The 25,500-nt window shown below is 38.2% G+C and carries 20 protein-coding genes; 17 read left to right on the top strand and 3 right to left on the bottom strand.

Translation table 11 applies throughout. From position 1 onward, the window contains the following. Window positions 1–100: 100 nt before the first annotated feature. The gene (locus C4S54_RS02325) at window positions 101–1,207 is read left to right on the top strand and encodes a cation diffusion facilitator family transporter (protein ID WP_103868077.1); all 1,107 of its coding nucleotides are present in this window, start codon (window positions 101–103) and stop codon (window positions 1,205–1,207) included. A 40-nt stretch (window positions 1,208–1,247) separates the two neighbouring features. Here C4S54_RS02325 and C4S54_RS02320 read toward each other — a convergent pair whose 3' ends face one another. Further along, window positions 1,248–2,543 carry a putative bifunctional diguanylate cyclase/phosphodiesterase gene (locus C4S54_RS02320; protein WP_103868076.1) on the bottom strand — a complete coding sequence of 432 codons (1,296 nt, stop codon included), beginning with the start codon at window positions 2,541–2,543 and terminating at the stop codon, window positions 1,248–1,250. Window positions 2,544–2,790: 247 nt separating this feature from the next. Here C4S54_RS02320 and C4S54_RS02315 point away from each other — a divergent pair, with 247 nt between their 5' ends. The 8 genes from C4S54_RS02315 to C4S54_RS02280 all read left to right on the top strand — a co-directional run bounded on the left by C4S54_RS02315 (window position 2,791) and on the right by C4S54_RS02280 (window position 13,569). Further along, the gene (locus C4S54_RS02315; protein WP_103868075.1) at window positions 2,791–3,423 is read left to right on the top strand and encodes a C39 family peptidase; all 633 of its coding nucleotides are present in this window, start codon (window positions 2,791–2,793) and stop codon (window positions 3,421–3,423) included. Between the two features lie 13 nt (window positions 3,424–3,436). Then, entirely contained in the window at window positions 3,437–5,239 is a 1,803-nt protein-coding gene (locus tag C4S54_RS02310) for a C1 family peptidase (protein WP_103868074.1), read from the top strand. A 306-nt stretch (window positions 5,240–5,545) separates the two neighbouring features. After that, entirely contained in the window at window positions 5,546–5,869 is a 324-nt protein-coding gene (locus C4S54_RS02305) for a hypothetical protein (protein WP_103868073.1), read from the top strand. A 353-nt stretch (window positions 5,870–6,222) separates the two neighbouring features. Then, window positions 6,223–7,317: a tryptophan--tRNA ligase gene (gene trpS / locus C4S54_RS02300; protein ID WP_103868072.1), complete on the top strand. Its 1,095-nt coding sequence runs from the start codon at window positions 6,223–6,225 to the stop codon at window positions 7,315–7,317. After that, the gene (glgA, locus tag C4S54_RS02295; RefSeq protein ID WP_103868071.1) at window positions 7,317–8,762 is read left to right on the top strand and encodes a glycogen synthase GlgA; all 1,446 of its coding nucleotides are present in this window, start codon (window positions 7,317–7,319) and stop codon (window positions 8,760–8,762) included. Before trpS ends, glgA begins: the two co-directional genes overlap by 1 nt. Before the next feature lie 8 nt (window positions 8,763–8,770). Then, the gene (locus C4S54_RS02290) at window positions 8,771–10,432 is read left to right on the top strand and encodes a putative polysaccharide biosynthesis protein (RefSeq protein WP_103868070.1); all 1,662 of its coding nucleotides are present in this window, start codon (window positions 8,771–8,773) and stop codon (window positions 10,430–10,432) included. A 55-nt stretch (window positions 10,433–10,487) separates the two neighbouring features. Continuing rightward, window positions 10,488–11,534: a M42 family metallopeptidase gene (locus C4S54_RS02285; RefSeq protein ID WP_103868069.1), complete on the top strand. Its 1,047-nt coding sequence runs from the start codon at window positions 10,488–10,490 to the stop codon at window positions 11,532–11,534. A gap of 352 nt (window positions 11,535–11,886) precedes the next feature. Continuing rightward, window positions 11,887–13,569 carry a hypothetical protein gene (locus C4S54_RS02280; RefSeq protein WP_103868068.1) on the top strand — a complete coding sequence of 561 codons (1,683 nt, stop codon included), beginning with the start codon at window positions 11,887–11,889 and terminating at the stop codon, window positions 13,567–13,569. 107 nt (window positions 13,570–13,676) lie between these two features. Here the strand turns inward: C4S54_RS02280 and C4S54_RS02275 are convergent, their stop codons facing one another. After that, complete coding sequence (locus C4S54_RS02275) at window positions 13,677–15,461, bottom strand: Rqc2 family fibronectin-binding protein (RefSeq protein ID WP_103868067.1); 1,785 nt, start codon at window positions 15,459–15,461, stop codon at window positions 13,677–13,679. A 211-nt stretch (window positions 15,462–15,672) separates the two neighbouring features. Between C4S54_RS02275 and C4S54_RS02270 the strand changes: the two genes are divergently transcribed. After that, window positions 15,673–17,172 carry a tagaturonate reductase gene (locus C4S54_RS02270; RefSeq protein WP_103868066.1) on the top strand — a complete coding sequence of 500 codons (1,500 nt, stop codon included), beginning with the start codon at window positions 15,673–15,675 and terminating at the stop codon, window positions 17,170–17,172. Between the two features lie 50 nt (window positions 17,173–17,222). Here C4S54_RS02270 and C4S54_RS02265 read toward each other — a convergent pair whose 3' ends face one another. After that, window positions 17,223–18,782: an ABC-F family ATP-binding cassette domain-containing protein gene (locus tag C4S54_RS02265; RefSeq protein WP_103868065.1), complete on the bottom strand. Its 1,560-nt coding sequence runs from the start codon at window positions 18,780–18,782 to the stop codon at window positions 17,223–17,225. 196 nt (window positions 18,783–18,978) lie between these two features. Between C4S54_RS02265 and C4S54_RS02260 the strand changes: the two genes are divergently transcribed. The 7 genes from C4S54_RS02260 to C4S54_RS02230 all read left to right on the top strand — a co-directional run bounded on the left by C4S54_RS02260 (window position 18,979) and on the right by C4S54_RS02230 (window position 25,499). Beyond that, window positions 18,979–20,421 (top strand): APC family permease, encoded by a 1,443-nt coding sequence (locus tag C4S54_RS02260; RefSeq protein ID WP_103868064.1) that lies wholly within the window; start codon window positions 18,979–18,981, stop codon window positions 20,419–20,421. Window positions 20,422–20,549: 128 nt separating this feature from the next. After that, window positions 20,550–20,786 (top strand): hypothetical protein, encoded by a 237-nt coding sequence (locus C4S54_RS02255; protein WP_103868063.1) that lies wholly within the window; start codon window positions 20,550–20,552, stop codon window positions 20,784–20,786. Then, window positions 20,787–21,029, top strand: a complete 243-nt coding sequence (locus C4S54_RS02250; protein ID WP_103868062.1) for a GIY-YIG nuclease family protein — start codon at window positions 20,787–20,789, stop codon at window positions 21,027–21,029. Window positions 21,030–21,136: 107 nt separating this feature from the next. Next, the gene (locus C4S54_RS02245) at window positions 21,137–21,529 is read left to right on the top strand and encodes a GntR family transcriptional regulator (RefSeq protein ID WP_103868061.1); all 393 of its coding nucleotides are present in this window, start codon (window positions 21,137–21,139) and stop codon (window positions 21,527–21,529) included. Continuing rightward, complete coding sequence (locus C4S54_RS02240) at window positions 21,526–22,431, top strand: ABC transporter ATP-binding protein (RefSeq protein ID WP_022773511.1); 906 nt, start codon at window positions 21,526–21,528, stop codon at window positions 22,429–22,431. The genes C4S54_RS02245 and C4S54_RS02240 overlap by 4 nt, the downstream gene beginning before the upstream one ends. Next, the gene (locus C4S54_RS02235; RefSeq protein ID WP_103868060.1) at window positions 22,403–24,571 is read left to right on the top strand and encodes a DUF6449 domain-containing protein; all 2,169 of its coding nucleotides are present in this window, start codon (window positions 22,403–22,405) and stop codon (window positions 24,569–24,571) included. The genes C4S54_RS02240 and C4S54_RS02235 overlap by 29 nt, the downstream gene beginning before the upstream one ends. A 139-nt stretch (window positions 24,572–24,710) precedes the next feature. After that, a complete protein-coding gene (locus tag C4S54_RS02230) occupies window positions 24,711–25,499 on the top strand; it encodes a carbohydrate ABC transporter permease (RefSeq protein ID WP_242973717.1) in 789 nt (262 codons plus the stop codon). Window position 25,500: the final 1 nt, after the last annotated feature.

Raw genomic sequence — 25,500 nt, 5'->3', positions numbered from 1 at the left:
GCAAGATGTATTAGGAAGGAACCTGTTTGAATCGAGATATTTCTTGCCTTATAATATGATTAGTTTGAAAAATATGTAATTGTTGTCTGAAGGAGGCCCTATGAACAGAACTAAAAAAATAGTACAGACAAGTGTAGTAGGAATCATTGCTAATGTGTTTTTGGCAGCATTTAAGGCATTTATAGGAATTGTTTCCAACTCTGTTGCTATAACAATGGATGCAGTAAATAACTTAAGTGATGCAATGTCCTCCTTTATTACGATAGTAGGTGCAAGGCTCTCAGCAAAAGAACCGGATAAAGAGCATCCATACGGCTATGGCAGGATAGAGTATCTTACAACCATGGTTATTGGTGTTATTATTTTGTACGCCGGAATTACTTCACTTATTGAGTCGGTTCAAAAGATCATAAATCCTGCAACTCCTGATTACAGCGCTGCAGCCCTGGTTATTGTGACAGCTGCTATTATTGTAAAAATTCTTTTGGGACTATATACGAAGAAATCAGGAGAAAAACTTTCATCAGATTCTCTTGTTGCATCAGGGAAGGATGCGCTAAACGATTCTATCATTTCTGCGTCAACACTTCTTGCTGCGATCATCTTTATCACCACTGGCCTTAGTATAGAAGCTTTTGTAGGAATAATCATTGCCGTAATGATCATAAAGACAGGCTTTGAGACATTAAAAGAGACAATTGGAGAAATACTTGGAGCAAGAATCTCTACAGAGATATCAAGATCAGTCAAAAACTCCATCAATTCATTTCCCGAAGTTAATGGAGTATACGATCTTCTTATCCATGATTATGGTAATCAGAAGCTTGTTGGATCAGCCCATATCGAGATTCCTGATGATATAACGGTTCCACAGATTGATAAGCTCGAAAGAAAGATTGCAAATAAAGTTTTAAGTGATACCGGAATAGTTATTTCGGGAATATCCATATATTCTATGAACACCAGTAACCAAAAAGCAACTGAATTGCGAGCTAAAGTCAATGAGATAATAAAGGACTATCCAAATGCTCTTCAGATGCATGGACTGTATATTGATGAAGAGGAAAAGAAAATCACTTTTGACCTTGTTATTTCCTTTAAAGAAAAGGATAAGAAAGGTGTTATAGATAAGGTGAAGGAGAGAGTTGAAAAACTTTATGAAGGCTATGATGTTCAGATAGCACTTGATTATGATTATTCGGATTGATATGAAAAAGCCGCCAAAGAAAACTTTGACGGCTTTTATATTATAATGCTTTTTGCTGAAGAAGAGATTCGAAAGCGCCCGAATCCAAAGGTTTTGAAAAATAGTAGCCCTGTATCTCATCACAACCTGCATTTTTAAGAAGCAGATATTGTTTGGAGCTCTCTACGCCTTCTGCTATTACTGTGAGGTTTAGGAGCTTGGCAATTTTTAAAATACAGTCAAGAAGGTTCATTTCCTTATTGTTCTCGGCGATGCCCTTTATAAAGCCAATGTCGAGCTTTAACGCATCAAGTGGGAGAGTGGTGAGCATGTTAAAGGATGAATATCCTTTTCCAAAATCATCCATCTCGACCATGAAGCCTTCCTTCTGAAGCTCTTTTACAACAGCCACGATCTGATCAACATTGTCTGTGTAGGCTGTTTCTGTGATCTCAAGATGAAGGTCTTTGGTCTCAATTCCATTTTCCTTAACAATCTGTTTAAGATATGATAAAAAGTCCAGATCGAATATATCAACTCTAGATACATTAACAGATACAGGAATAGTATAGCCAAATTCATCTCTCCAGATACGGATCTGTTTAGCAGCTTCTTTCCAAACGTAGCGGTCCAGCTGTCTTATAAGCCCGTTTTCTTCAAAAAGAGGAATGAAAAAGTCTGGTCTTACATCTCCAAAGTCAGGATGCTGCCATCTGATAAGAACTTCTGCGCTGGACAGTTTGGGCTTTTCTCCGTGAATGTCGTATTTAGGCTGGAATACGAGCTTAAACTGGTTTTCGTTTAGAGCATCACCTATACTGTCAAGGAGCATAGCTTCGTAGAGCTCTCTTTTATGCATTTTTTCATCATATATCTCATAAGTAGAGCTGTGGCCGTTCTTGGTAACGCAGTTACAGGCCTGAATAGCTCTGTCAAAGCGCTGCTGCAGTGAAGCTGCCATTGAGGTATCAGGATAGATACCAATCCTTATTCTTGTGTCAGGAGTATTCATAATAGAAGCAAGTTCAGATGACACCTGAGAAATAAGGAAATCATAGTTATCCTGATGATTGATGTACATATAAAAAATGTCTGCGTCATATCTACAGGCAATACCGTTGTGTTCTTTTGCTGTCTTGTTTACGCAATCCCCTATTGCGCATAAAACCTTGTCCCCGTATCCTCGACCATATAATTCATTGATCAAGTGAAATTTATTATAATTTAGTACAATAGCATCTACTCCCTGATCAGGATGTGATTTGTCGTACTCCGTAGCTCTTGAAAAAAATTGCTCTTTTGAATAGAGCCCTGTCAAAGGATCTAGGGCGGTGGGTCTTTTTACTCTTCCTATCATAAAAACACGTGTCCACTCCTTTGCATATGCATTTTTCTAAATTATACATACAAAAAAAACAAAAATCATAAAGTTCGCAAAAAAATCACAATTTGATGGTATGATTTAGGATTTTGACTAAAATTTCAACCCAAAGATTGTGATATTTTCTAAGGAAAATCAATAAATAGTACAGTATTATCTGATAATTAGAACACTTGGTTTTGGTATAAAAATAGGCTATATTGTAATTATCGAGGGTGAGTGTATGAAGAAGATACCATATGGCGGAATTACTAATATTTCTAAATATCTTTTTGAAAAATATGGAGAAAAAGGCGTTTTTGTAAAGCGTGGAAGAGCTATTGTGATGAATAGCAGGTCAATGGCGCAGATAAGTGGCAGAGTTACCAGAAACTGTTCCGTGGTTGCAGTTACCAGAGTCCTTGATTACTATGGAAAAAAAGGCCTTGTTCCGGGAATTTCCGATGATATTTCACAAACCTATAAAATTGTTGAGGAAATTGCTGAAAGTTATGGTTATACTGATAAAAGAGGTACCATACCATTTTTTATTTCAGGAATAGCAAAAGAAGCTTTTGCAACCTACGGTGTCAAGGCAAAATGCAAGGGTGTGTATGTTTTTAGCTTTGAAAAGCAGGTAAAAGAGGAAATATCGAACGGCAGACCTGTTATTATGAATATAGCCAGAGGCTTTTACAAGGACCATACTATAGTTGTTGTGGGATACAGTATTTGGCGTGTTAAGGGGAAGGAATATCCCATGCTTAGGGTTATTGATGGTTGGAAAAGCGGATACCACTACATAGATTATGAGGCCTTTTCAAGAGATTTTTCACAGTCTGTGTTTGGATCATTTAATACGATAAAGGTTATATGATAGGGGATAAAAATTGAAAAAGAAAGTATTGATCATATCGGCAGCCGTTATAGTTTTAGTTGTTGCCCTTATGTTTATAAACCATAGTATTCATAAAGAGTTCAATTCATCCAGAAGGGACGAATATGTGCCGAATGTGGATGAAGATCTGAGCGTTGTCGATGGAAGTATAACAATTTATGATGAGGGCGCAACAAAAGAAAAATCCGAACCTGCAAGTCATGAAGCTGTTGTAGGAGAAAGCATAAACAGTCCTACATCATTGGATGTACAAAACGTACGGGAAATTGTGATCCCTGAGGCAGTGACGATTGCTGATGGTGATCCAGGTAAGTTTTACAGCAATGAAGACTTTGCAGATGTGATTCCGGCAGATATTTCAACATTTTCAGAAAATGATCTTCCGGCAAAATATGATTCAAGAGATGCAGATGGAAATCGTTTTGTTACCGCACCGGAAGATCAGGGGTATTCTTATCTTTGTTGGACCTACGCGGCGCTTGGAGCAATTGAGAGCGATATATTAAAGCATAATGAAAGCATAAACTATACCGACATAGATCTGTCTGAAAAACACCTGGCTTATTACAATGTTCATAAGGCAGATGAAGAAAACACAGGATATATAGAGAACGATTACAGAGAACTTGTAAACGCTGACAATGAAGAGGGGGCTTGGATATTTGATTATGATTCCGGTTATGTTGCTGTAGGTGGCGTTACAGACTATTGCATAAGTCTACTGACTGCGTGGAAAGGCCCGGTTCCTGAAAAAGGAAATGATAAATTTAACAGTATGTACGGACAGGATTTTCTTTTTAAAGAAAATGGAGAAAAACCATCAGATAGCTATGAGAGCAGCTATCATGTCCAGGATGTAAGCCAGATCTGCGCATCTGTTCAAAACAGAGAATATGTAAAGCAGATGATCTATGAGCATGGGGCTGTTACAGCCGGAGTAAATGCGGATACTATTTTTTGGAAGAATCATAATAAAAATCTTTATTCATACTTTGATGGAGAAAAGGTTCCGACAGCAAATCATGAGATCCTAATTGTGGGGTGGGATGATGATTATCCTTCATCTGAGTTTGGCGGGAAACCAACTGGTGACGGAGCCTGGATATGTAAGAACAGTTGGGGCAGTAATAGCGGCGAAGGTGGTTTTTTCTATCTTTCATATTACGATGAGACTACTTGTTCAAGTAGTGTGGCTGCTTACAGAGTCTCTTTACCTGAATCTGAAGACTGGTATGATAATAATTACCAGGCAGCAGGCTTTATAACCAATCTGGTAGATACGCTTGATGATGATAATAACTATGTATATGCACTTACCGGTTCAAACAATCCATATGGAATGATGTATAAGGCTCTAGGGGAAGAAAAACTTGAAGCTATAGGGCTTATGGCGATTGACAGCTATCAGCAGTACGAAGTTGAAATATATTTAAATCCCGAATTTGATGAGGCAGGCATTGATATATCGAAATTAAAAGAGCCTTCATGTACTCAGAAAATCTCAGCGATCAGTGGTGGGTATCATACTTTTGAACTTGATGACAGCATTAATCTTGAGGCAGGAGATAATTTCTTTGTGCTCATAAGGCCTTATTCAAACGGCAGACTTGTCTTTGAAAAAGCATCTGATTATGTGAGTGAAGCCAATTATGATGAATGGAATAATCTCACAGGAAACATTCACAATCACTATGAAGCAAGTGGAGCATCATATTACATATCTGATGATGGGAAAATGATGGAAAAGCAAGGCGATAAGGATTTCTTTGTTAAAGCCTATTCTAAAAACAGATAATAGAGCATAACAACAAAAGAGAGACGATGGGGAGTCGTCTCTTTTTGCTTCACAAGATTTTTTTGGGGAGGAGGGCTGCTAATTGGGGAGATTAACAGCCCAGGTATGAAAAAAGTTTTGTTGGGGGAGTGAGAATTTTTATTCTCAATAGATATATCGGTGGGTTAATAAAATACTTAACAGTTTTTTGATATAAAATATCTACGAATTAAAATATATTTTTTTGTGCAAAAGTGTTAGAACAGACGTTTGAAATCTAGGCAGAAATGTGTTATATTGTGTTTAGTAAAAAGTGAGGTACAAGATATGGCAAAGAATGAAAAAGAACTTGAAGAGATAAGTACAACAGACAAGCTTAAGGCTTTTAAAACTCTAAAAGATTCGGGATTGCGTGTAGAATTTAATGGCAGTGGCGTTCCAACTGTTATTTGCGCCGGTGCTGATGAAATAGATAAAACATTAAAAAATGTCAAAAAGCTGCTTAAGGAAATCAGATATACAGGAAGCTTTGGCGTCAGGGCTCCCAGAAAAACAGATATGATAGGAACAGAGGAGTCTTTAGAGGCGGCAGAGGAAGTAGCAGAAGAACTTACAGAAAAGAACGAAGAAATGGAAACTCTTACAGCATAAACGCCAAAAAGAAAACCACCTTCTCAGGTGGTCTGTTTTTTGGGAGGAGGGGTCGACCAGTGGGGAGCCGATCGACCCGGTATGAAAAAAGTTTTGTTGGGGGAGTCAGAAGTTTTTCTTCTGATAGATTATATAATAAATGCTAAATTTGGACAAAATATGTACGATTTATAAATTAAAAATAAAGTAAATCGAAATAATAAATAATATAGTAACGAAATATAGTTTATTTCTTCCTGATGGATTATTATTAAAGAGACAATACAGATTGTATCTGAATTTAAAATAATGTATTATAGAATTCGTATTTGCTTTTAAATACAGATAAGTTTTGTGAGGAGATATTTTTTGAAATGAGTAAGATTATTTTAACTGGAGATCGTCCTACAGGTAAGCTTCATGTTGGACATTATGTGGGATCACTTCGCAGAAGGGTAGAGCTTCAGAACTCGGGGGAGTTTGATAAGATCTTTATTATGATCGCTGATGCTCAGGCACTTACAGATAATGCTGATAATCCTGAGAAGGTTCGTCAGAATATTATAGAGGTTGCACTTGATTATCTTTCAGTGGGCCTTGATCCGGCTAAATCGACACTGTTTATTCAGTCTCAGATTCCTGAGCTTACTGAGTTGACATTTTATTATATGAATCTTGTTACAGTTTCCAGACTTCAGAGAAATCCTACAGTTAAGTCCGAACTGCAGATGAGAAACTTCGGAACGAGTATTCCTGTCGGATTCTTCACATATCCTATAAGCCAGGCTGCTGATATTACAGCATTTAAGGCTACAACTGTTCCTGTTGGTGAGGACCAGGAGCCTATGCTTGAGCAGTGCAAGGAAATTGTCAGAAAGTTTAATTCAGTATATGGGGAGGCTTTAGTTGAGCCTGAAATTCTTTTACCTGATAATGCAGCATGTCTGCGTCTTCCTGGTATAGACGGTAAGGCCAAGATGAGTAAGTCTCTTGGCAACTGCATCTACCTTTCAGAAGAGCCAGATTCTATCAAGAAAAAGGTTATGAGCATGTTCACAGATCCTAATCATTTAAGAGTTGAGGATCCGGGCCAGGTAGAGGGTAACCCTGTATTTATTTATCTTGATGCTTTTGCAAAGGATGAACATTTTGCTGAGTTTGCTCCTGAGTACTCATGTCTTCAGGAGATGAAGGACCATTATCAGAGAGGTGGTCTTGGAGATGTTAAGGTTAAAAAGTTCCTTAATAACGTTATCCAGTCGGAACTTGAACCTATCAGGAACAGAAGAAAAGAGTTCCAAAAAGATATTCCATATGTATATGATGTGCTCAAAAAGGGAAGCGAAGTAGCTAAAGAAGTTGCGGCTCAGACTCTTTCAGATGTTAAAGACGCAATGAAGATTAACTACTTTGATGATAAAGAACTAATAGCTATGCAATCTGCAAAATATGAGGAGACGGTTGACTAATGAAGAACATACTATTTGTAGCTTCTGAAGGTGTACCATTTATCAAGACCGGCGGTTTGGCTGATGTAGTAGGCTCACTGCCAAAAAACATTGATAAGAGATATTTTGATGTTCGTGTAGTATTACCATTATACAAATGCATTATTCAGCAAATGAAAGAGAAGATGGAGTATATTTCCAACTTCTATATGGACTTTCATTGGAAAAATGAATATGTTGGAATCTTTAAGGCTGAGATTGACGGAATAAAGTATTATTTCATTGACAATGAATTCTATTTTAATGGAATGAAACCTTATGGTGACGACGTAGTATTTGAAATTGAAAAGTTTGCTTTCTTTTCTAAAGCAGCTCTTTCAATCCTGCCCGTTATTGATTTCAGACCTGATATTATTCACTGTCATGACTGGCAGACAGGACTTGTTCCTGTATATTTAAAAGAGAGATTCCAGGGTAGCGAATTCTACAGAGGAATCAAGGCAATAATGACTATCCATAACCTGAAATTCCAGGGAAAATGGGATATTAAAACAGTTCAGGATATTACAGGATTACCGGATTATTTCTTTGCACCAGATAAACTCGGGCTTTTCAAAGATGCTGACCTTCTAAAGGGGGGTATTGTTTATTCGGATGCGATCACAACTGTTAGTAAGGCATATGCAGAAGAAATCAAGACTCAGTTTTATGGTGAGGAGCTTGATGGTCTTCTTCGTGCAAGAGCCGGAGATCTCAGAGGTATTGTAAACGGAATTGACTATGATGAGTTTAACCCATCAACAGATAAATATATTCCTTACAAATACAATGCCATCAATTTCCGCAAGGAAAAGGTTAAGAATAAGCGTGCTTTGCAAAAAGAGCTTGGTCTCAAGGAAGATGATAAGTGCATGATGATCGGTATTGTTTCAAGACTTACTGATCAGAAGGGTTTTGATCTTATCAACTATGTTCTTGATGAGTTGTGTCAGGATGCGGTTCAGCTCGTTGTTCTTGGTACAGGTCAGGAACAGTATGAAAACTCCTTCAGACACTTTGACTGGAAATACAATGACAAAGTTTCTGCCAATATTTATTATTCAGAGCCTATGTCGCACAAGATATATGCAGCTTCTGATGTGTTCCTTATGCCATCTTTGTTTGAGCCCTGTGGACTTTCTCAGCTTATGGCGTTAAGATATGGTACAATACCGATTGTAAGACAGACAGGTGGCCTTATTGATACTGTTGAACCTTACAACAAGTATGAGAGTACAGGTACAGGATTTGGATTCCTGAACTATAATGCTCATGAGATGCTTGGCACCATCAGAGAAGCAGAGCATGTATTCTACGACCAGAAGCGTGAATGGAACAAGATGATAGACCGTGCGATGGCAGTTGACTTCTCTTGGAAAGTTTCCGCAGAAAAATATCAGGAGATGTACGATTGGCTACGCCCTTGACCTAATTTATGAAAAGTAGTATTAACGAAAATAATTCAAAAAAGAATCTTTTAAAGCAGGCTGGTATTCTTGCGATTGCAGGTATTATCTCAAGAATTATCGGCCTGTTATATGGTAGTCCGCTGGCAGCGATCATAGGCGATGAAGGAAATGGCTATTATGGAGCTGCTTATGCGGTGTATACCATAGTCCTTCTTGTATCTTCATATAGCATTCCATCTGCTATGTCCAAGATTATTTCAGGTAAACTTGCTGTAAAAGAATATAAAAATGCTCATAAGATTTTTAAGTGTGCCATTATCTATGTTTTGATCGTTGGCGGCGTTGGAAGTCTTGTGCTGTTTTTTGCTGCAGATATTTTGGTTGCCGGAAGATCTGCTACAGTCCTTAGATTTTTTGCACCTACAATATTCCTCTTCGGATTTTTGGGAGTTTTACGAGGCTATTTTCAGGCGCACAGGACTATGGTACCAACCTCTGTTTCCCAGCTTCTTGAGCAGATATTTAATGCCATCGTCAGTGTTGGAGGGGCTCTTATTCTTACAAACATTGCAGGAGAAGAGAATCCATCAAAAAGAGCAGTTTTCGGTGCTATAGGAAGCGCACTTGGAACAGGAGCAGGAGTGCTTATAGCGCTTTTGTTCATGTTATTTGTCTACAATGTAAACCGGCCTGATATCAAGAAAAGAATTCAAAAAGATACTCATGATGAAATGGGCAATTCAGAGATATACAAAATGATATTCCTGATCGTGACTCCTTTTATCTTAAGTACTTGCATTTACAACCTTTCAACATTCTTAAATTCAACGTTATTTAGCAGAATTCTTATGCATGTGAAAAATATGGATGAGAGTGCAGTTGCGTATATGTATGGCATATTCAACAGAAAAGCTATGGTTATCACAAACCTTCCAATTGCTCTTGCAAGTGCTGCTGCTTCAGCTATGATTCCTGAAGTATCAACAACATTTGCAAAAGGTGATACTGAAGGCGCGGGTAGTACTGTATCAAGGGTGACAAGAGTTATTCTGATGATTTCCATTCCTTGCGCAGTTGGGCTTTTTGCCCTGGCAAGACCTGTTATGATGATTCTTTTCCCACAGAGGGCTTCGCTTGATGAGGCATCAATGCTTCTTAGATTTCTTGCCATAACTGTAGTATTTTATTCGCTCTCTACAGTTACCAATGCGGTTCTTCAGGGAATTGGACGTGTAAATGTTCCTGTGCTAAATGCTTTATTTGCGCTTATTTTGCAGACAGTGGTTCTTAGCATTCTTCTTATCTATACGGATCTTGGCGATATTGCTCTTTGCATAGTGACAATACTTTACTCATTTATGATGTGTGTATTAAACAATATATTTATGCATAAATATCTGCCTGTGTATTATGACTTTAAAAAGACTTACCTGTATCCATCTGTTTCGGCACTGGTAATGGGAGTAGCAGCTTTTGGCGTTTATGAGCTGTTCGAATTATTATTTGGCTTTATTATTTCGAGTAAGTATTTTGCCAATCTTTTTGCTACATTTGTAGCGGTGTTTGTTGCAGCTTTTGTTTACTTTGCGGTTCTTATAAAGTCAGGCGGAGCAACAGAAGATGATATTAAGAGATTCCCTAAGGGGGCATCTATAGCCGGGATTTTGAAAAAGATAAAACTCTTGTGATGCATTGTGTTTCATTTTGCATGCAAGTTTTAATGACATTATGGAGGTAGACGTAATGAAAAAAGCAAATTTAAAAAAGTATACGGATTTTATAGTAAAAGAGACATCAGATCTTTTGAACATCGATTCTCCGACAGGATATACAAAGGATGCTGCAGCCTGGGTGAAAAAGGAATTTGAGAAGCTTGGGTTTAAGGCTGAACTCACAAATAAGGGTGGAGTAATCGTCGACCTTACAGGAAAAGACAAAAAGAACGGCCTTTTATTAGAGGCACATACAGATACCCTTGGCGGAATGGTAGCTACTATTAAGTCAAACGGAAGGCTTCAGCTTACAAATCTTGGCGGAATGAATCCCAATAATGCTGAAACTGAGAATGTTCGAGTTGTTACGAAATTTAATGGCATTTATGAAGGAACTTTCCAGCTAAATAATGCATCTATTCATGTAAATGGTGATTATGATGACACAAAGAGATCATGGGATAGCTGCGAAGTTGTTCTTGATGAAGATGTAAAGACAAAGGAAGATACAGAAAAGCTTGGAATCTCTGTTGGTGACTTTGTATGTTTTGAGCCAAATGTTAGAGTTACAAAGACAGGTTATATCAAATCAAGATTCCTTGATGATAAGCTCAGCGTTGGAATCCTGCTTGGTCTTGCTAAGTATATAAAAGATAATAAGATAACTCCGAAGAGAGCTCTTTATGCGCATATTACAGTATTCGAGGAAGTTGGACACGGCGGAAGCAGCAGTGTTCCTGAAGGCTGCACAGAGGCGATTTCAGTAGATATGGGTTGCGTAGGAGAAGGACTTACATGCACTGAGAAGCAGGTATCTATCTGTGCAAAAGACAGCGGTGGCCCTTACAGCTATGATATTGTTCAGGGTCTTATCAAGGCTGCTAAGGACAGCGGAGCAGATTATGCTGTAGACATTTACCCTCATTACGGTAGTGATGTAGAAGCAACACTCCGTTCAGGTAATGACCTTAAGCATGGACTTATTGGTGCCGGCGTATATGCTTCACATGGCTATGAACGTAGTCATAGAGATGGAGCAGAGAATACACTAAGGCTCCTTATCCAGTACTCACTTTAATTAGCTTTTTCTAATTAGTTTCCTAAAAACTTCTTGTATTGGCTATTGAATAAAAAAAGCCAATGCGAGAAGTTTTTTTGTTAATTATTTATTTAACATATTGCACAAAGAAAAAACGGCTATTTTTTGCGGGAAATGCGTATTGTTTTCGTAATTTAGTCAATTGTTCACAAAATAGACAAAAAATAAAGAGAAAAAATTACCAAAGAAAACACAAAAAAGACACATAATTTGTAATTTAATTTACTAATTTGGGAAAATACGAGCAAAAATTTTGCCGATTTAGACATGGTGCGGCTTTGCGGGGTTTTATATAATTTCTCTTGTAATTTTTTTAATTGGAGGAGAAAAAATGTATAAAAAAGCACTAATCAATCTAACAGCCGTTACTATGGCAATGTCTGTAGCATTCGGCGTATCACTTACTGCATTCGCAGCGGATGGGGATCCGGCATCTGTTCCAGAGAGATTTGATGAAACCTGGAAGCAGACAACAGGTGATAAAGAAGTAAAAGCTGATTACGAAGGGGATGTGGTAACTAACAGCGGTGATGAAGCCTGGTCTACCGTTTATGCTGATGGTAAAAACGTTGAAGTTAATGTAACCGGAAACGTAGAGAACCAGTCTGATTATTGGAGAACTGTTGGTGCAATCAATGGTGGAGAAGCAACTGTAAATGGTGATGTATCATCTCCCAATTTAACAAATGACAATCGTGGCGCTGCTGAGGCTTATGCAAATTCTTCTGTCACAATTAATGGTAATGTAACATCAAATAGTAATGGAATTAAAGCAAATGGAGTAAATGCTACTATTACTGTTGGCGATCCTTCTGGTGATAACAGCAAGGGAAATGTTACCGCAGAAAAAACTGCAATTATAGCAAGAGATCAATCTACTATTAAAGTTTACGGTGATGCCACTGGTGCTACCGGAATTGATATGAATAACTATTCAAAGGTCATTGTTGAGGGAGATGTTTCATATACTGATAATGGTATTGTTATTGATGAAAAATCACCCATTAGTGGTGAAAAGGTAGAAATCCTCGGTACCCTTAAGGATACTTCTGATTCCAATGAGAGTGCTGCTATCGTAGTCAAGCCTGGAAAAGATGATAATTCTCTTGAGATCATAAACAAACTTCCCGAAATTGTTGTTTATGAAATCACAGATGATACTAATCTTGTAAGTGTAGTGACTGATGATGATAGTATCAGCAAGGATGTAGAAGAATATATCAAGAATCATATTCAGTACATTGTAAAGCATGATGAAGAAGATAACAGTGCAATCAAGTATTTTTCACAGAACGGACTCAGATCATATACATCTATATCAGATAAGGAAGTTGTTGATCTTGATGCAAGCGTTATTACAATGACTATCAATTCAGCTATTCAGGTTGCAGTTCAGGAAGGATACTCTGTTACTGCAGGTGATAATGTAACAGTTACAGATTTAGGAAATGGTGTATATGAAATTCGCCTTGATAATAATAAGGGTGGTGTTTATGTAAAAGCACATCTTATTGGCGGAAGAGTAGTTGCTGAGAATACAGAAACTGTAAGTGATGATGAACCACGTGCAGAGTCTGAGGCTCCTTCAGTACCATTTATTTTTGCTAAATTTACAGTATCTCCAACTGGTGCAAATGCACTTCCTACAGTACTCGGCGCATACATCGGTGAAGAGGCTTCAAACGTTCCTGTACAGGCTACAAAGGTAGTAAAGGTTCCTGCTGGCAACCTTACAGCTATCGAGTACAAGAATGCTTTCATTAAGACAGTTACAGAGGCTCCAAAGGATGCTACAGTAATTCTTGAGACAGCTATGTGCTCATGCCTTGATAAGGCAATGGTAGATGCTCTTGCTACAAGACCTGACGTATCAGTTCAGATCGTATTCCCTAAGGATAAGACAGGCGCAGAGAGCTATTCTGTAACAATTCCAGCTGGATACGATGTAAACAGCCTTGTAGATGCAAACGGATACTGTGGTTTCATGTATCTTAATTCTCTCTTTGGCTGCTAATAATTGAAGTTGATATAGCCTTACTTTAGGTATTGGCTGAGAATGCATTATAAAAATCCCATGGGATAGACATTTGCCTATTTCATGGGATTTTTTGATTTTAACAATTATTCACTAATTAGTTTGAGATTTGAGATGTCAGGAGCGATTGCCATGGAATAATTGGTGTAATATACAACAAATCCGGGCTTTGCACCGCCGGGCTTTTTGACATCCTTTCGCTTTAAATAATCTATTTCTACTTTTTCCTGATTCTTGCCCTTGGAATAGAATGCGGCAAGCGCGGCAGCTTCTTCAAAGGCTCTGTCAGGAACTTCTTTTCCACCTGTGATCAGAACAACGTGCGAACCTGCTATTTTTTTTGCATGAAACCACCAGTCGCCACCATTTGCCGTCTTAAAGGTGAGTTCATCATTTTGATAGTTGTTTTTTCCAACAAAAATATCAAAACCATCGCTGCTGATATAGTGAAAGGGCTTGCTTGTTATCTTTTCTTTTCGGCCATTTTTTGATGTGGTGTGAGACTTTATATAACCACTGTCTACCAGCTCTTTTCTTATCTGAGCAAGGTCTGCCTCGTTTTGAGCTATTTCCAACGCACTTTCTATTGATTCAAGCTGTTCAACCGCCTCAGAAACTTCTTTTATCTGTTCGTCCATGGCTTCAGCTGTGCGCTTTAACTTGGTATATTTATCAAAATACTTTTTGGCATTCTGGCTTGGAGTAAGAGTAGGATCGAGAGTAATAGTTACGTCTTCACCGGTGTTATAGTCATTTACTGTAATGCTTTTAGCACCAGGCTCTGCACTATATCCATACACGGTCAAAAGCTCACCGTAGATCCTGTATTTGTCCTTTTTCTCGCTGTCTTTAAGCTGCTTTGTCTGAAGGTCAAGTTTTTTGACATTCCTTTCAAGAGCAGTCTGAACTATTTTCCTGAGGTCGACAGATTTTTGTCTGATTCTGGTATAGACATTTTTTTCTGCATAGTATTGCTCGATAAGTGCAGATATATCTGAAGTAGGAATAGTCCTATATGAAGAGTCTTCGGCTTCATAGATTGTCAACGGAATAGAAGCGTATTCTTTTGGCACGTCGCCACTATAGACTATGGAAGGAGTAAACGCTCCTGTTCTTACAAGCTCCATAACATCATCAAAAGCTCTGTAAACCTTGGCTCCTTCACCTGCATCAAGGGCTATAGCCGATTTGTCGGCGTCAATCCTTGCTCTGTAACAGATTTCTTGAGAAATAATTGGTGAAAGACCTGTATAGCTGGAATAGATAGCCTTAAAAATAGGCATTCCTTTGCTTAAGACAGCACTGGAAAATTCATCAGCCGTAGTAGTAAGAGGATTTATTTTTTCCTGTGAAGGTACAAAGTATTCTCTTCCCGGAAGAACCTCTCTTACAGAGCTTACAGATGCTGGAATGTGCTTGATTGAATCAATTATCACGTTGTTTTCATCGGTAAAAATAATATTTGAATATTTTCCCATGATTTCAATCAGAAGAACTTTGTGTCTTAGATCACCCATTTCATCCAGGTGCTCTACTTCAAAACGGATGACTCTCTCAAGGCCGCCGGGCTGAGTTACTGATACAATGCGTCCGTTCTGGATATGTTTTCTAAGAAGCATGCAGAAATTAGGAGCTGTCATTGGTGAGTTCTTATTGTCATCTGTCATGTAAGCAAGTGGAAGAGAAGCGTCCGAAGATAATACCAGTCTTTTTTGTTTTATGCCATATTTGTCCGCATTTTCATAGGACAGCTTCACAGTAATAAATAGCTCATCGCTTTCTGTCTGAGCTATTTTATAGATACGACCACCAAGCAGGTAATCGTTAAAATCTTTTGTTAAATTTGCAATAGTAATTCCGTCAAATGCCATTTTTGTAAAACCTCGCTAAATATTTTGCTCTAAGTCTTGGATAAGATTTTACACTAAATTGCTGAGCCCTACAAATATATTAAACTTTAAAATAAAAATAAAAAGAAAAAATAGGTATTGTAAACGCTTACATTCCTGTGGTATAACAATAAGTGTAAAAATTCATTTTGAGAACAAATGTAAGAGCTTACATTTTAGGAGGATATGGGTAATGGAATTATTAAACTATGATGTACTTGAAAAATCGGGCTACACAGGTTACGTTCTTAAGGATGCGCCTGTAAAGGTGCTCCAGTTCGGTGAAGGAAACTTCCTCAGAGCATTCGTTGATTATTTCTTTGACATCAGCAATGAAAAGGCTGGCTTTAACGGCAAGGTAGCTCTTGTACAGCCAATTGCACAGGGACTTACAGAGCTTGTCAACAAGCAGGAAGGTCTTTATACACTTTACCTTCGTGGAAGCGAGAACGGACAGAAGGTAGATGCAAAGAGAGTTATCTCAGCTGTAGATTCATGCCTTAACCCATATGATAAGGCTGATTTTGACAGAATGATGGAAATCGCAGCAAGTGATGACCTTGACATCATTGCATCTAACACAACAGAAGCAGGTATTGCATATGATCCTTCATGCAAATTTGAGGATGTTCCTGCAAACAGCTTCCCTGGAAAGCTTACACAGGTTCTTTACACAAGATTTAAGGCTGGTAAGAAGGGCGTAGTTGTTCTTTCATGTGAGCTTATCGATAACAACGGTAAAGAGCTCTTAAAGTGCGTTAACCAGTACATTGACCAGTGGAACCTTGAAGAAGAGTTCAAGACTTGGGTAAACAATGACAATATTTTCTGCTCAACACTTGTAGACAGAATCGTTCCGGGAAGAATCCGTGATCCTAAGGAAGTAGAAAAGCTTGAGGAAGAGAACGGATACCATGATGAACTTATTGATGTAGGTGAGATCTTCGGTGTTTGGATCATTGAAGGACCAGAGGGACTTGAGGACAGACTTCCATTCAAGAAGGCTGGAGTAAACGTTCACGTAGTACCTGATGTTATGCCATACAAGCACAGAAAGGTTCGTATTCTGAACGGCGCTCACACAGGATTTGTTCTTGGCGCTTATCTTGCAGGATTTGATATTGTTCGCGACTGCATGCACAATGACAATGTTTCAGGTTTCATGAATAAGATGCTCAATGAAGAGGTTATTCCTACACTTGTTGATCACCTTGATGAAAATGATCTTAATCAGTTTGCAGCTGCTGTTAAGGATAGATTCAACAATCCATTTGTTAACCATGAGCTTATGTCAATTTCACTTAATTCAACAAGCAAGTGGAAAGCAAGAAATATGCCATCATTCCTTCAGTATATAGAGAAGAATGGCAAGCTTCCTGTTTGCCTTACAATGTCACTTGCAGCTTACATCGCATTCTATTCAAACGATGTACAGGAACTTACAGACGCAGGACTTGTATGTAAGAGACCTGCAGGCAATACATACACAGTAAGTGATGACAGATGGGCACTTGAGTTCTTCTATGATCACAGAAATGATTCAGAAGAAGATCTTGTAAAGGCTGTTCTTTCTAACGAGAGAATGTGGGATCAGGATCTTAACAAGATCGATGGTCTTACAGATGCTGTTGTTGCAGACCTTAAGAAGATCCATACAGAAGGCGCAGAGAAAGCATACGCTAGCTGCCTTTAATGCATAATAAAAAACGCCTCGCAATGAGGCGTTTTTTTTATGAAATTATATCAGATTCTTGTTGTCCATTTTGAGCAATCAATTACTGTGGTAGCAAGGTCTGAATAGAAATCAGGCTCATGACAAACCATAAGAACTGTACCTTTATATTCTTTGAGTGCTCTGTGTAGCTCGTCTTTTGCATCTACGTCAAGATGGTTAGTTGGCTCGTCAAGTACCAGAAGGTTAGATTCTCTGTTCATAAGCTTGCAGAGTCGAACCTTGGCCTGCTCACCACCTGAAAGGACTTTACACTTACTTTCGATATGTTTGGTGGTAAGACCGCATTTTGCAAGCGCAGAACGGACTTCGTACTGTGAGAATCCTGGGAATTCGTTCCATATTTCTTCCATACAGGTTGTTTCAATATTTGGAGACATTTCCTGTTCAAAATATCCTATAGCAACGTTTTCGCCTCTTGTAACCTTTCCTGATATTGGAGGAATGATGCCCAGAATGCTCTTTAGAAGAGTACTTTTTCCGATACCGTTTGCGCCTGTAAGAACTACAAATGTATTTCTCTCAATAGCAAGAGTTAAAGGTTTTGAAAGAGGAGTATCATAGCCAATGACAAGATCATTTAGCTCAAACAGGAATTTACTTGGAGTTTTGGCAGTTTTAAAGAAAAACTCAGGCTTTGGCTTTTCCTGTATTTTCTCTATGATATCCATATTATCAAGTTTCTTTTGACGGGCCATTGCCATATTTCTTGTGGCTACGCGGGCTTTGTTTCTTGCAACGAAATCCTTGAGTTCTGCGATTTCCTGCTGCTGACGGTTGTAGGCTGCCTCTCTTTGAGCTTTTTTAGCTTCATAGACTTCCATGAATTTGTCGTAATCGCCTACGTATCTGTCGAGGCTGTGAGTCTGACCATCCATATGGTAGATGATATTGACTACGTTGTTTAGGAATGGAACGTCATGAGATATGAGAATAAAAGCGTTTTCATATTCCTGAAGGTATCTGGTGAGCCATACAATATGCTCAGCATCAAGATAGTTGGTAGGCTCGTCTAAAAGCAGGATATCAGGTTTTTCCAAAAGAAGTTTTCCGAGGAGAATCTTAGTACGCTGACCACCTGAAAGCTCTGTAACATCTCTGTCCAGACCAAGTTCAAGGAATCCAAGTGCTCTTGAAACTTCTTCAATTTTTGAATCGATGAGATAGAAGTCGTGATTGGTCAAAAGGTCCTGGATCGTTCCAAGTTCTTCCATATATTCTTCAAGCTGCTTTTCATCTGCTTCCCCCATAGCGTCGCAGATCTCATTCATTCTTTTTTCCATGTCATATAATGGTTCATAGGCAGAAGCAAGGACATCCCTTATAGTCATGCCTTCTTTAAGAACAGCGTGCTGATCAAGATAACCGACTTTAACATTTTTTGCCCATTCAATTGTACCTGCATCCGGCATGAGTTTACCTATTATTATGTTCATGAAAGTTGATTTTCCCTCGCCGTTAGCGCCTACAAGACCGATGTGTTCTCCTTTGAGAAGTCTGAAAGAAACATCATCAAAGATAGCCCTGTCACCAAAGCCGTGGGTAAGATGCTCAACATTTAAAATACTCATAAAAATATCCTCTCTATAATAAACTTTTACCTATTGTTATCTAAGCGCAATCTTTTACATTATAATTGAAAAACATGCTGTTGTCTTTTGCTTTTTACTATTTATTAAATTTTCGTAAAAATTTATTAGTGACTTTTGGAATTTAATGTAGTAAAATATAAACCTTGCTGTAAAGATATTATGGAGGTTTTTCAAAATGGATTCAAAACGTATGAAATGGACCACGTTAGCGTTCATGGCATTTTCAACCGTATGGGGTTTTGGAAATGTATTAAATGGTTTTCTTTATTTTAACGGAACACAGGTAATGTTCAGTTGGGTGCTTATGTTTGCACTTTACTTTGTGCCATATGCACTTATGGTTGGTGAGCTTGGTTCTGCCTTCAAAACATCAGGCGGCGGCGTAAGCTCATGGGTACTTAGCACAACAGGCCCTAAGGTAGCTTATTATGCAGGCTGGACTTATTGGGCTTGCCATATTACTTATATTGCTTCTAAGTCTTCAGGTGGACTTAAGGCGCTTAGCTGGGCTGTTTACAGAAATGGTGAGAAATATGATTCATTTCCAACATTTGCTGTTCAGCTTGTTACACTGGCTATTCTTTTGATTTTCTGTTACGTGGCTTCAAGAGGACTTAACCCTCTTAAAAAGCTTGCAACTCTTGCAGGAACAAGTATGTTTGTAATGTCTATTCTTTACATCATAATGATGTTCGCTGCACCTGCTATCAATCCACAGGGCGGTTTTGTATCACTTGACCTTAGTATTAAGAGCCTTATTCCTCAGTTTAATGTCAAGTATTTTACATCACTTTCAATCCTTGTATTTGCTGTAGGTGGTTGCGAGAAGATTTCTCCTTATGTTAATAAGATTGATAACCCAAGTAAGGGCTTCCCAAGAGCTATGATAACTCTTGCAGGAATGGTTGTTGTCTGTGCAATGCTTGGAACTGTGGCAATGGGTATGATGTTTGATCCTGCAGAGATCAATGCAACATCAGACAGCTTTAATGCATATAACTCAAACGGAAGTTACTGGGCATTCCAGAAACTTGGTAATTACTATCACATTGGTGATACACTTCTTATCATTTATGCTATTTGCAATGCAATCGGTCAGCTTTCAACTCTTGTTATCAGTATTGATGCACCTCTTCGTATGCTTCTTGACAATGAGGATGCAAGAGAGTTCATTCCTTCAAAGCTTCTTAAGAAGAATGATGCTGGCGCTTATGTAAATGGTATTAAGCTTGTAGCTTTATTGTCAGGAGCTATTATTCTTATCCAGTCATTTGTTCCTGGTGCAGCTGTGGTTCTTAAGCAGCTTACAAAGCTTAATTCAGTGTGCATGCCACTTCGTTATCTTTGGGTATTCTGGGCATATATCGCTCTTAGAAAGGCTGGAGATAAGTTTAAGCCTGAATATAGATTTGTTAAGAATCAGGGTGTAGCTCTGTTCTTTGGAATATGGTGCTTTGGAGTAACAGCAGCAAGCTGCATACTTGGAATGTATGATGCAGATCCGTTTACATTTGCACTTAACGTTATTACACCACTTGTACTTACAGCTCTTGGAGTGATTCTTCCTATAATTGCCAAGAAAGAAAACAAAAATACAGCAGCAAATACAGCTGCATAATTAAAAAAATAGATACTGCCAGGGAGCATGAATAATATGCCTTGGCAGTATTTTTTTGCCATAATATATTTTTGCTCGTATAAATAAGTGTATAATTAATTAGGATATTATTATGAGGAGGAACCACAATGGCAGATAAAAGAAATATGATAAATGATAGAGTGCTTGAAAATGTAAACGGCGGCGCAGGCGCAAATTCTTCAGAATTCAGGGCAAGAAGAAAAGAGTTCGATGATGCCTGGTCGGCATTAAAGATGGAGGCTAGTGGTTTTTCAGGCATGAAGATGGCTGAACTCTATGATGAATGGGAGCTTGCAGGGTATTCGCCTGATGCATCAACATTCCTTGCAACAAAAAAGGCATAAATGGAATATTACTCATATATGGTAAGATGCGCAGATGGATCGTTTTACTGCGGATACACCAATGATCTTGAAAAAAGAATAAAGACTCATAATTCAGGTAAGGGGGCTAAGTATACAAGAGCCCGCTTACCTGTTGTCTTGGTTTATTTTGAGACCTTTAAGACTAAAGAAGAAGCTATGAGCAGAGAGTGGCATTTAAAGCGCCTTACGCACTCTCAAAAAGAAAAAATGGCAAATAAATAAGTGTTGCAATTGCGAATATATAGTTATAGAATACAAGTGTACTAGTAAACATAGTACACTTATTTTTTTGCAACTAAAACTATATTGTTAAACAATGGGTGAAGAGAATGAAGCTTATTGATTATCAAGATAGCAGACCAATCTACGAGCAGATAGTTGAGAATTTCAAGATGCAGATCTTTAAAGGGATATTGCAACCGGATGATCAGATGCCATCTGTCAGAAGTCTGTCTATGGAGCTTTCTACAAATCCTAACACTGTACAAAAGGCTTATGCCGAACTTGAAAGACAGGGATTTATCTATACTGTCAAAGGGAGAGGCAATTTTGTAAAAGACAGCACCGGCTTACTTAAAGATAATAAAAAGGAAGAACTGATAAAAGCGGTTGTTGATCTATTTGTAGAGGCAAAAGAAATTGGAATACCACTAGAGGAACTTGTAGAGGAAATAAAGCTAAGGCTTGGGGAGAATATGCAAAGCGGAGGAAAATTAACATGATTGAGTTACTAGACCTGGATAAATCCTATGACGACATCAAAGCTGTCAATCGTGTTTCACTGAGCATTATGGACGGCGAAGTATTCGGACTTGTAGGAACAAATGGGGCAGGAAAGAGTACTATTCTTAGAATAATCGCAGGAGTTATACAGCCGGATCTTGGCATTGTATGTGTAGATAACAGGCCGGTGTATGACAATCCAGATGTAAAAAAAGATATCTTTTACATTTCTGATGATCAGTATTTTTTACCTAACAGTAGTCCGGAGGATATGGCGGAGTACTATGAGGGAATATATGAGAAGTTTGACAAACTTAGATTTTATAAGATGTGTAATGGTTTTGGACTTGATACAAAGCGTAAGATCAGCACTTTTTCAAAGGGAATGAAAAAGCAGATCTCAATACTTCTCGGAATATGTGCCGGAACCAAGTACCTTCTCTGCGATGAGACCTTTGATGGCCTTGACCCGGTTGTCAGACAGGGAGTTAAAAGTCTGTTCGCGGCAGAGATGGAAGACAGGGGGCTTACACCGGTGATTGCATCTCATAACTTAAGGGAGCTTGAGGATATCTGCGATCACGTAGGGCTTCTCCATAAGGGCGGAGTGATACTCTCAGAAGATATCAGCGATATGAAGCTTAACATGCAAAAAGTCCAGTGTGTCTTTAGTTCTGATGAGGATGAGAAAAATGCTCTTGAAGGATTAGATATTCTTTTACATGAAAAGAGGGGGCGTCTTCATACAATTACTATGAGAGGCGAAAGAGAAGAGATTGAAGCGGCATTCAAACGTGGCAATCCAGTTTTCTTTGAGGTGCTCGCTCTATCATTAGAGGAGATATTTATCAGTGAGACGGAGGTAGTTGGGTATGACATCAGGAAATTTATCCTTCAGTGAAAAATTCAAGAATCAGAAAAAATATATTACAAGAACTCTTTGGACAGCTCTTGTGGCTCTTCCCTTTGTGGCAGGCTATTTTATTTTTGGTGTGATCCTGCTTGTTTCAAGATGCATAAATTATGCAGCTATGTACGGACAGTCAGATGCAGTCCTAAAGGCTGAAAAATGCAAAGCAGTTTCTATGGTAATGGGAATAAATAGTGTTGCTTTTGGACTTGTGACGCTGGTTGCGATTGCGTTTGCATTTCAGGGTTTTTCCTATGTATTTAACCAAAGCCAGATGGATTTCTATCTTAGCCAGCCCACAACAAGATTTCAGAGGCTAAGGAAGAATTATGTTAATGCTTTTGTTACCTTCCTTACAATCTTTGGCTCAGTTGAGCTTATAGCTTTTTTGATCGCTATAGGTATGGGAGCAGTAAATAATGCAGTTTTGTTTTCTGTACTGATTGAGTTTTTGAGATCTGTCGTATTGTTTCTTACAGTATATAATGTGACTGTACTTGCAATTATGCTCAGTGGAACGATGCTTTCTGCATTTCTTCTGACAGGCTTTTTTGCAATAGTATCTGTAGCAATAGCCGGTGAAATAAGAGGTTTAAAAGAAATATTCTTTAAAACTTTTTCTTATTCGGAAGGCTTTAGCGCTATTCTGTCTCCCTTATATGACAGATTTTATGCTTGGTATAAAACAAGTTTTAATTATGATGATGTATTTTCTGTGAAAGCAGTTCTTGATTCTGCAAAAGACAATTTGAGACTTGATATAGATACGCTTATTGTCGGAGTTATTGCTTTTATCTTTGTGATCATTTTCAGCAAGAAAAGAAAAGCTGAGATGGCGGGAAAAAGTTTTGTTTTCAGACCGTTTAGATGGTGTATTAAAGTACTGGTCAGCATTATGGTTGGAACTGCTGCAGGAATACTGGTCTACATGATGAACGACTATGTATGGAATGATAAACTCTACATCATGATGTGCGTTATCATGCTGCTTGCTACAGCTTTAACCGGGTGCTTTATTGAGGTCATCCTTGATGCCAATATCAGGAGATTTACTAAGGGTAAGCCTTCAACAATCATTGCGGTATGCATGGTTCTTCTGATGTTTGTGATACTAAGAGGAGACCTTATCGGTTATGATTCCTATGTTCCGGCACCTGAAAAGGTTGAGAGCTGTGCAATTCTTGAAGATGACTATAACTTCAATGTGTGGATCGGTCGAGGCATGTTTGGAGATGGGTACTGTGAAAAGCACATGTACATAACTGATGTTGACTCTTTTATCAAACTGGCATCTATCGGAATGGATGGAAGAAAAAACTATGATACGGAATCTTATTATTCCAATGGCTATGATCTTTCAATACTCTATAGGATGAAAGATGGCAGAAAAATATACAGAAGCATTTTTGTTCCATATGATACCGATGAAGCGCTTATGGACAGCATTATTTCAAGTGAAGAGTATAAAAAAGGCCATTATATTTGCTTTGATGATGAGGCTATTAGAGAAATGACAGGCTCCGACGTAAATAACAATAGTGTTTCTTACGTTTCTGCCGGTGGAAGGAAAACTGACGATACCATTACCTATTCTGAAGTCAGTGATGCTTACAGGAAAGATATTTTAGAGAGTGCCAATTATTCATACCTGAAATATAATCAGCCAATTGGTAGTTTGGAATTTTCCAGTAATGGGACTCATTATGTAAACGTTTCTGTTCCTGTTTATGAGAACAGTACAAATCTGCTGAAACTTCTCAAAGACCATAACATCTATGTTGAGCCCAAGCTTACACCTGAGATGATAAGCAGCATAAGAGTTGATAATTATTATCCGGGTTATAACATTGATGATATTGATTCCGGCAAGCTCTTGCGTGATGAGGAAGTGATGACAACAAGTGCTACATACGATCCTGTAAAAAATAGCGAAGAAGTGTCAGAAATACTTCAAGATATCATTACTTCAGATTATAATGGAAATTGGTATGATTATAGTCAGAAAGATAACAAATTCAGTGTTGTAATAATGAGAAAGACTGATGACAGCGATTATTATGGGAGTAATGGAGTATATTATTCATTTTTAAAGGGGAAAGTTCCTGAGTTTGTAGTTAAGGATACTGAGTAAAGTTGTGTTTAAGTTTTGTGTTAGGGTGAGGAGAAAATTACAAAGATTATTCAAAGGGGAGCTTTCTTCAAATGAGCGAAAGAGCCTTATATCGTGGCTCTTTCTTGCTCCGTCTTTATTGGGAGTTATGTTGTTTTTTGTGGCTCCCTTTGGAGTAGTTATCTATTATTCTTTGATAAATAATCCCATTCAAAAGAATTTTGTAGGTTTTGCCAATTATATAAATGTATGGAACAACGGCGCCTTTAAGCTGGCGGGGATAAATACCTTCAAGTTTTCACTTGTAGCAGTTCCACTTGCAGTTTTGCTGTCCCTGTTTTTGGCAGCAGTAATGGAAGCAAGGATACCCTTTAAAAGCTACTTCAGGTCATTCTTTTTAAGTCCTTTAATGGTTCCGACAGCATCTGTTGTCCTTATATGGCAGGTAATGTTTCACTATAACGGCCTTATAAATAATTTCACTGCTGTTTTTGGTGTAGACAAGGTTGACTGGCTTAAATCAGATAAGGCACAGGTTGTTATCATAGCTCTTTTCCTATGGAAAAATCTTGGTTATAACATGATCCTGTTTATGTCAGCACTTGCAAGTATTCCAAAAGAGCTTTTGGAAGTGGCATCTTTAGAGAATGCCTCCAAATTTCAGGTGTTCTGGCTTATAAAAGTGAGATATATGTCATCATCGATACTGTTTGTTACCATAATGTCTCTCATAAACTCTTTTAAGGTTTTCAGAGAGATATATCTTATGACGGGCGATTATCCGGTGGATTCGCTATATATGCTGCAACATTTCATGAACAATACATTTGCTTCTCTGGATTATCAAAAGCTATCTGCTGCAGCGATAATAATGTTTATAGTAGTAACGGGTCTTGTATACATCATGTATGCTGTTGAAAACTACTACGGAAAGGATGTAGAAGGGTAAG

This window comes from Butyrivibrio sp. Su6 (assembly GCF_900108105.1).
Classification (GTDB): Bacteria; Bacillota; Clostridia; order Lachnospirales; family Lachnospiraceae; genus Butyrivibrio.
The sequence above is the reverse complement of the archived record's forward strand: the minus strand, read 5'-3'. Positions and strand labels throughout refer to the sequence as shown.

Coding starts and splice junctions, on each gene's coding strand:
- C4S54_RS02325 (WP_103868077.1), top strand. CDS start 101: ATGAACAGAACTAAAAAAATAGTACAGACAAGTGTAGTAGGAATCATT.
- C4S54_RS02320 (WP_103868076.1), bottom strand. CDS start 2,543: ATGATAGGAAGAGTAAAAAGACCCACCGCCCTAGATCCTTTGACAGGG.
- C4S54_RS02315 (WP_103868075.1), top strand. CDS start 2,791: ATGAAGAAGATACCATATGGCGGAATTACTAATATTTCTAAATATCTT.
- C4S54_RS02305 (WP_103868073.1), top strand. CDS start 5,546: ATGGCAAAGAATGAAAAAGAACTTGAAGAGATAAGTACAACAGACAAG.
- trpS (WP_103868072.1), top strand. CDS start 6,223: ATGAGTAAGATTATTTTAACTGGAGATCGTCCTACAGGTAAGCTTCAT.
- glgA (WP_103868071.1), top strand. CDS start 7,317: ATGAAGAACATACTATTTGTAGCTTCTGAAGGTGTACCATTTATCAAG.
- C4S54_RS02290 (WP_103868070.1), top strand. CDS start 8,771: ATGAAAAGTAGTATTAACGAAAATAATTCAAAAAAGAATCTTTTAAAG.
- C4S54_RS02285 (WP_103868069.1), top strand. CDS start 10,488: ATGAAAAAAGCAAATTTAAAAAAGTATACGGATTTTATAGTAAAAGAG.
- C4S54_RS02280 (WP_103868068.1), top strand. CDS start 11,887: ATGTATAAAAAAGCACTAATCAATCTAACAGCCGTTACTATGGCAATG.
- C4S54_RS02275 (WP_103868067.1), bottom strand. CDS start 15,461: ATGGCATTTGACGGAATTACTATTGCAAATTTAACAAAAGATTTTAAC.
- C4S54_RS02270 (WP_103868066.1), top strand. CDS start 15,673: ATGGAATTATTAAACTATGATGTACTTGAAAAATCGGGCTACACAGGT.
- C4S54_RS02265 (WP_103868065.1), bottom strand. CDS start 18,782: ATGAGTATTTTAAATGTTGAGCATCTTACCCACGGCTTTGGTGACAGG.
- C4S54_RS02260 (WP_103868064.1), top strand. CDS start 18,979: ATGGATTCAAAACGTATGAAATGGACCACGTTAGCGTTCATGGCATTT.
- C4S54_RS02255 (WP_103868063.1), top strand. CDS start 20,550: ATGGCAGATAAAAGAAATATGATAAATGATAGAGTGCTTGAAAATGTA.
- C4S54_RS02250 (WP_103868062.1), top strand. CDS start 20,787: ATGGAATATTACTCATATATGGTAAGATGCGCAGATGGATCGTTTTAC.
- C4S54_RS02245 (WP_103868061.1), top strand. CDS start 21,137: ATGAAGCTTATTGATTATCAAGATAGCAGACCAATCTACGAGCAGATA.
- C4S54_RS02240 (WP_022773511.1), top strand. CDS start 21,526: ATGATTGAGTTACTAGACCTGGATAAATCCTATGACGACATCAAAGCT.
- C4S54_RS02235 (WP_103868060.1), top strand. CDS start 22,403: ATGACATCAGGAAATTTATCCTTCAGTGAAAAATTCAAGAATCAGAAA.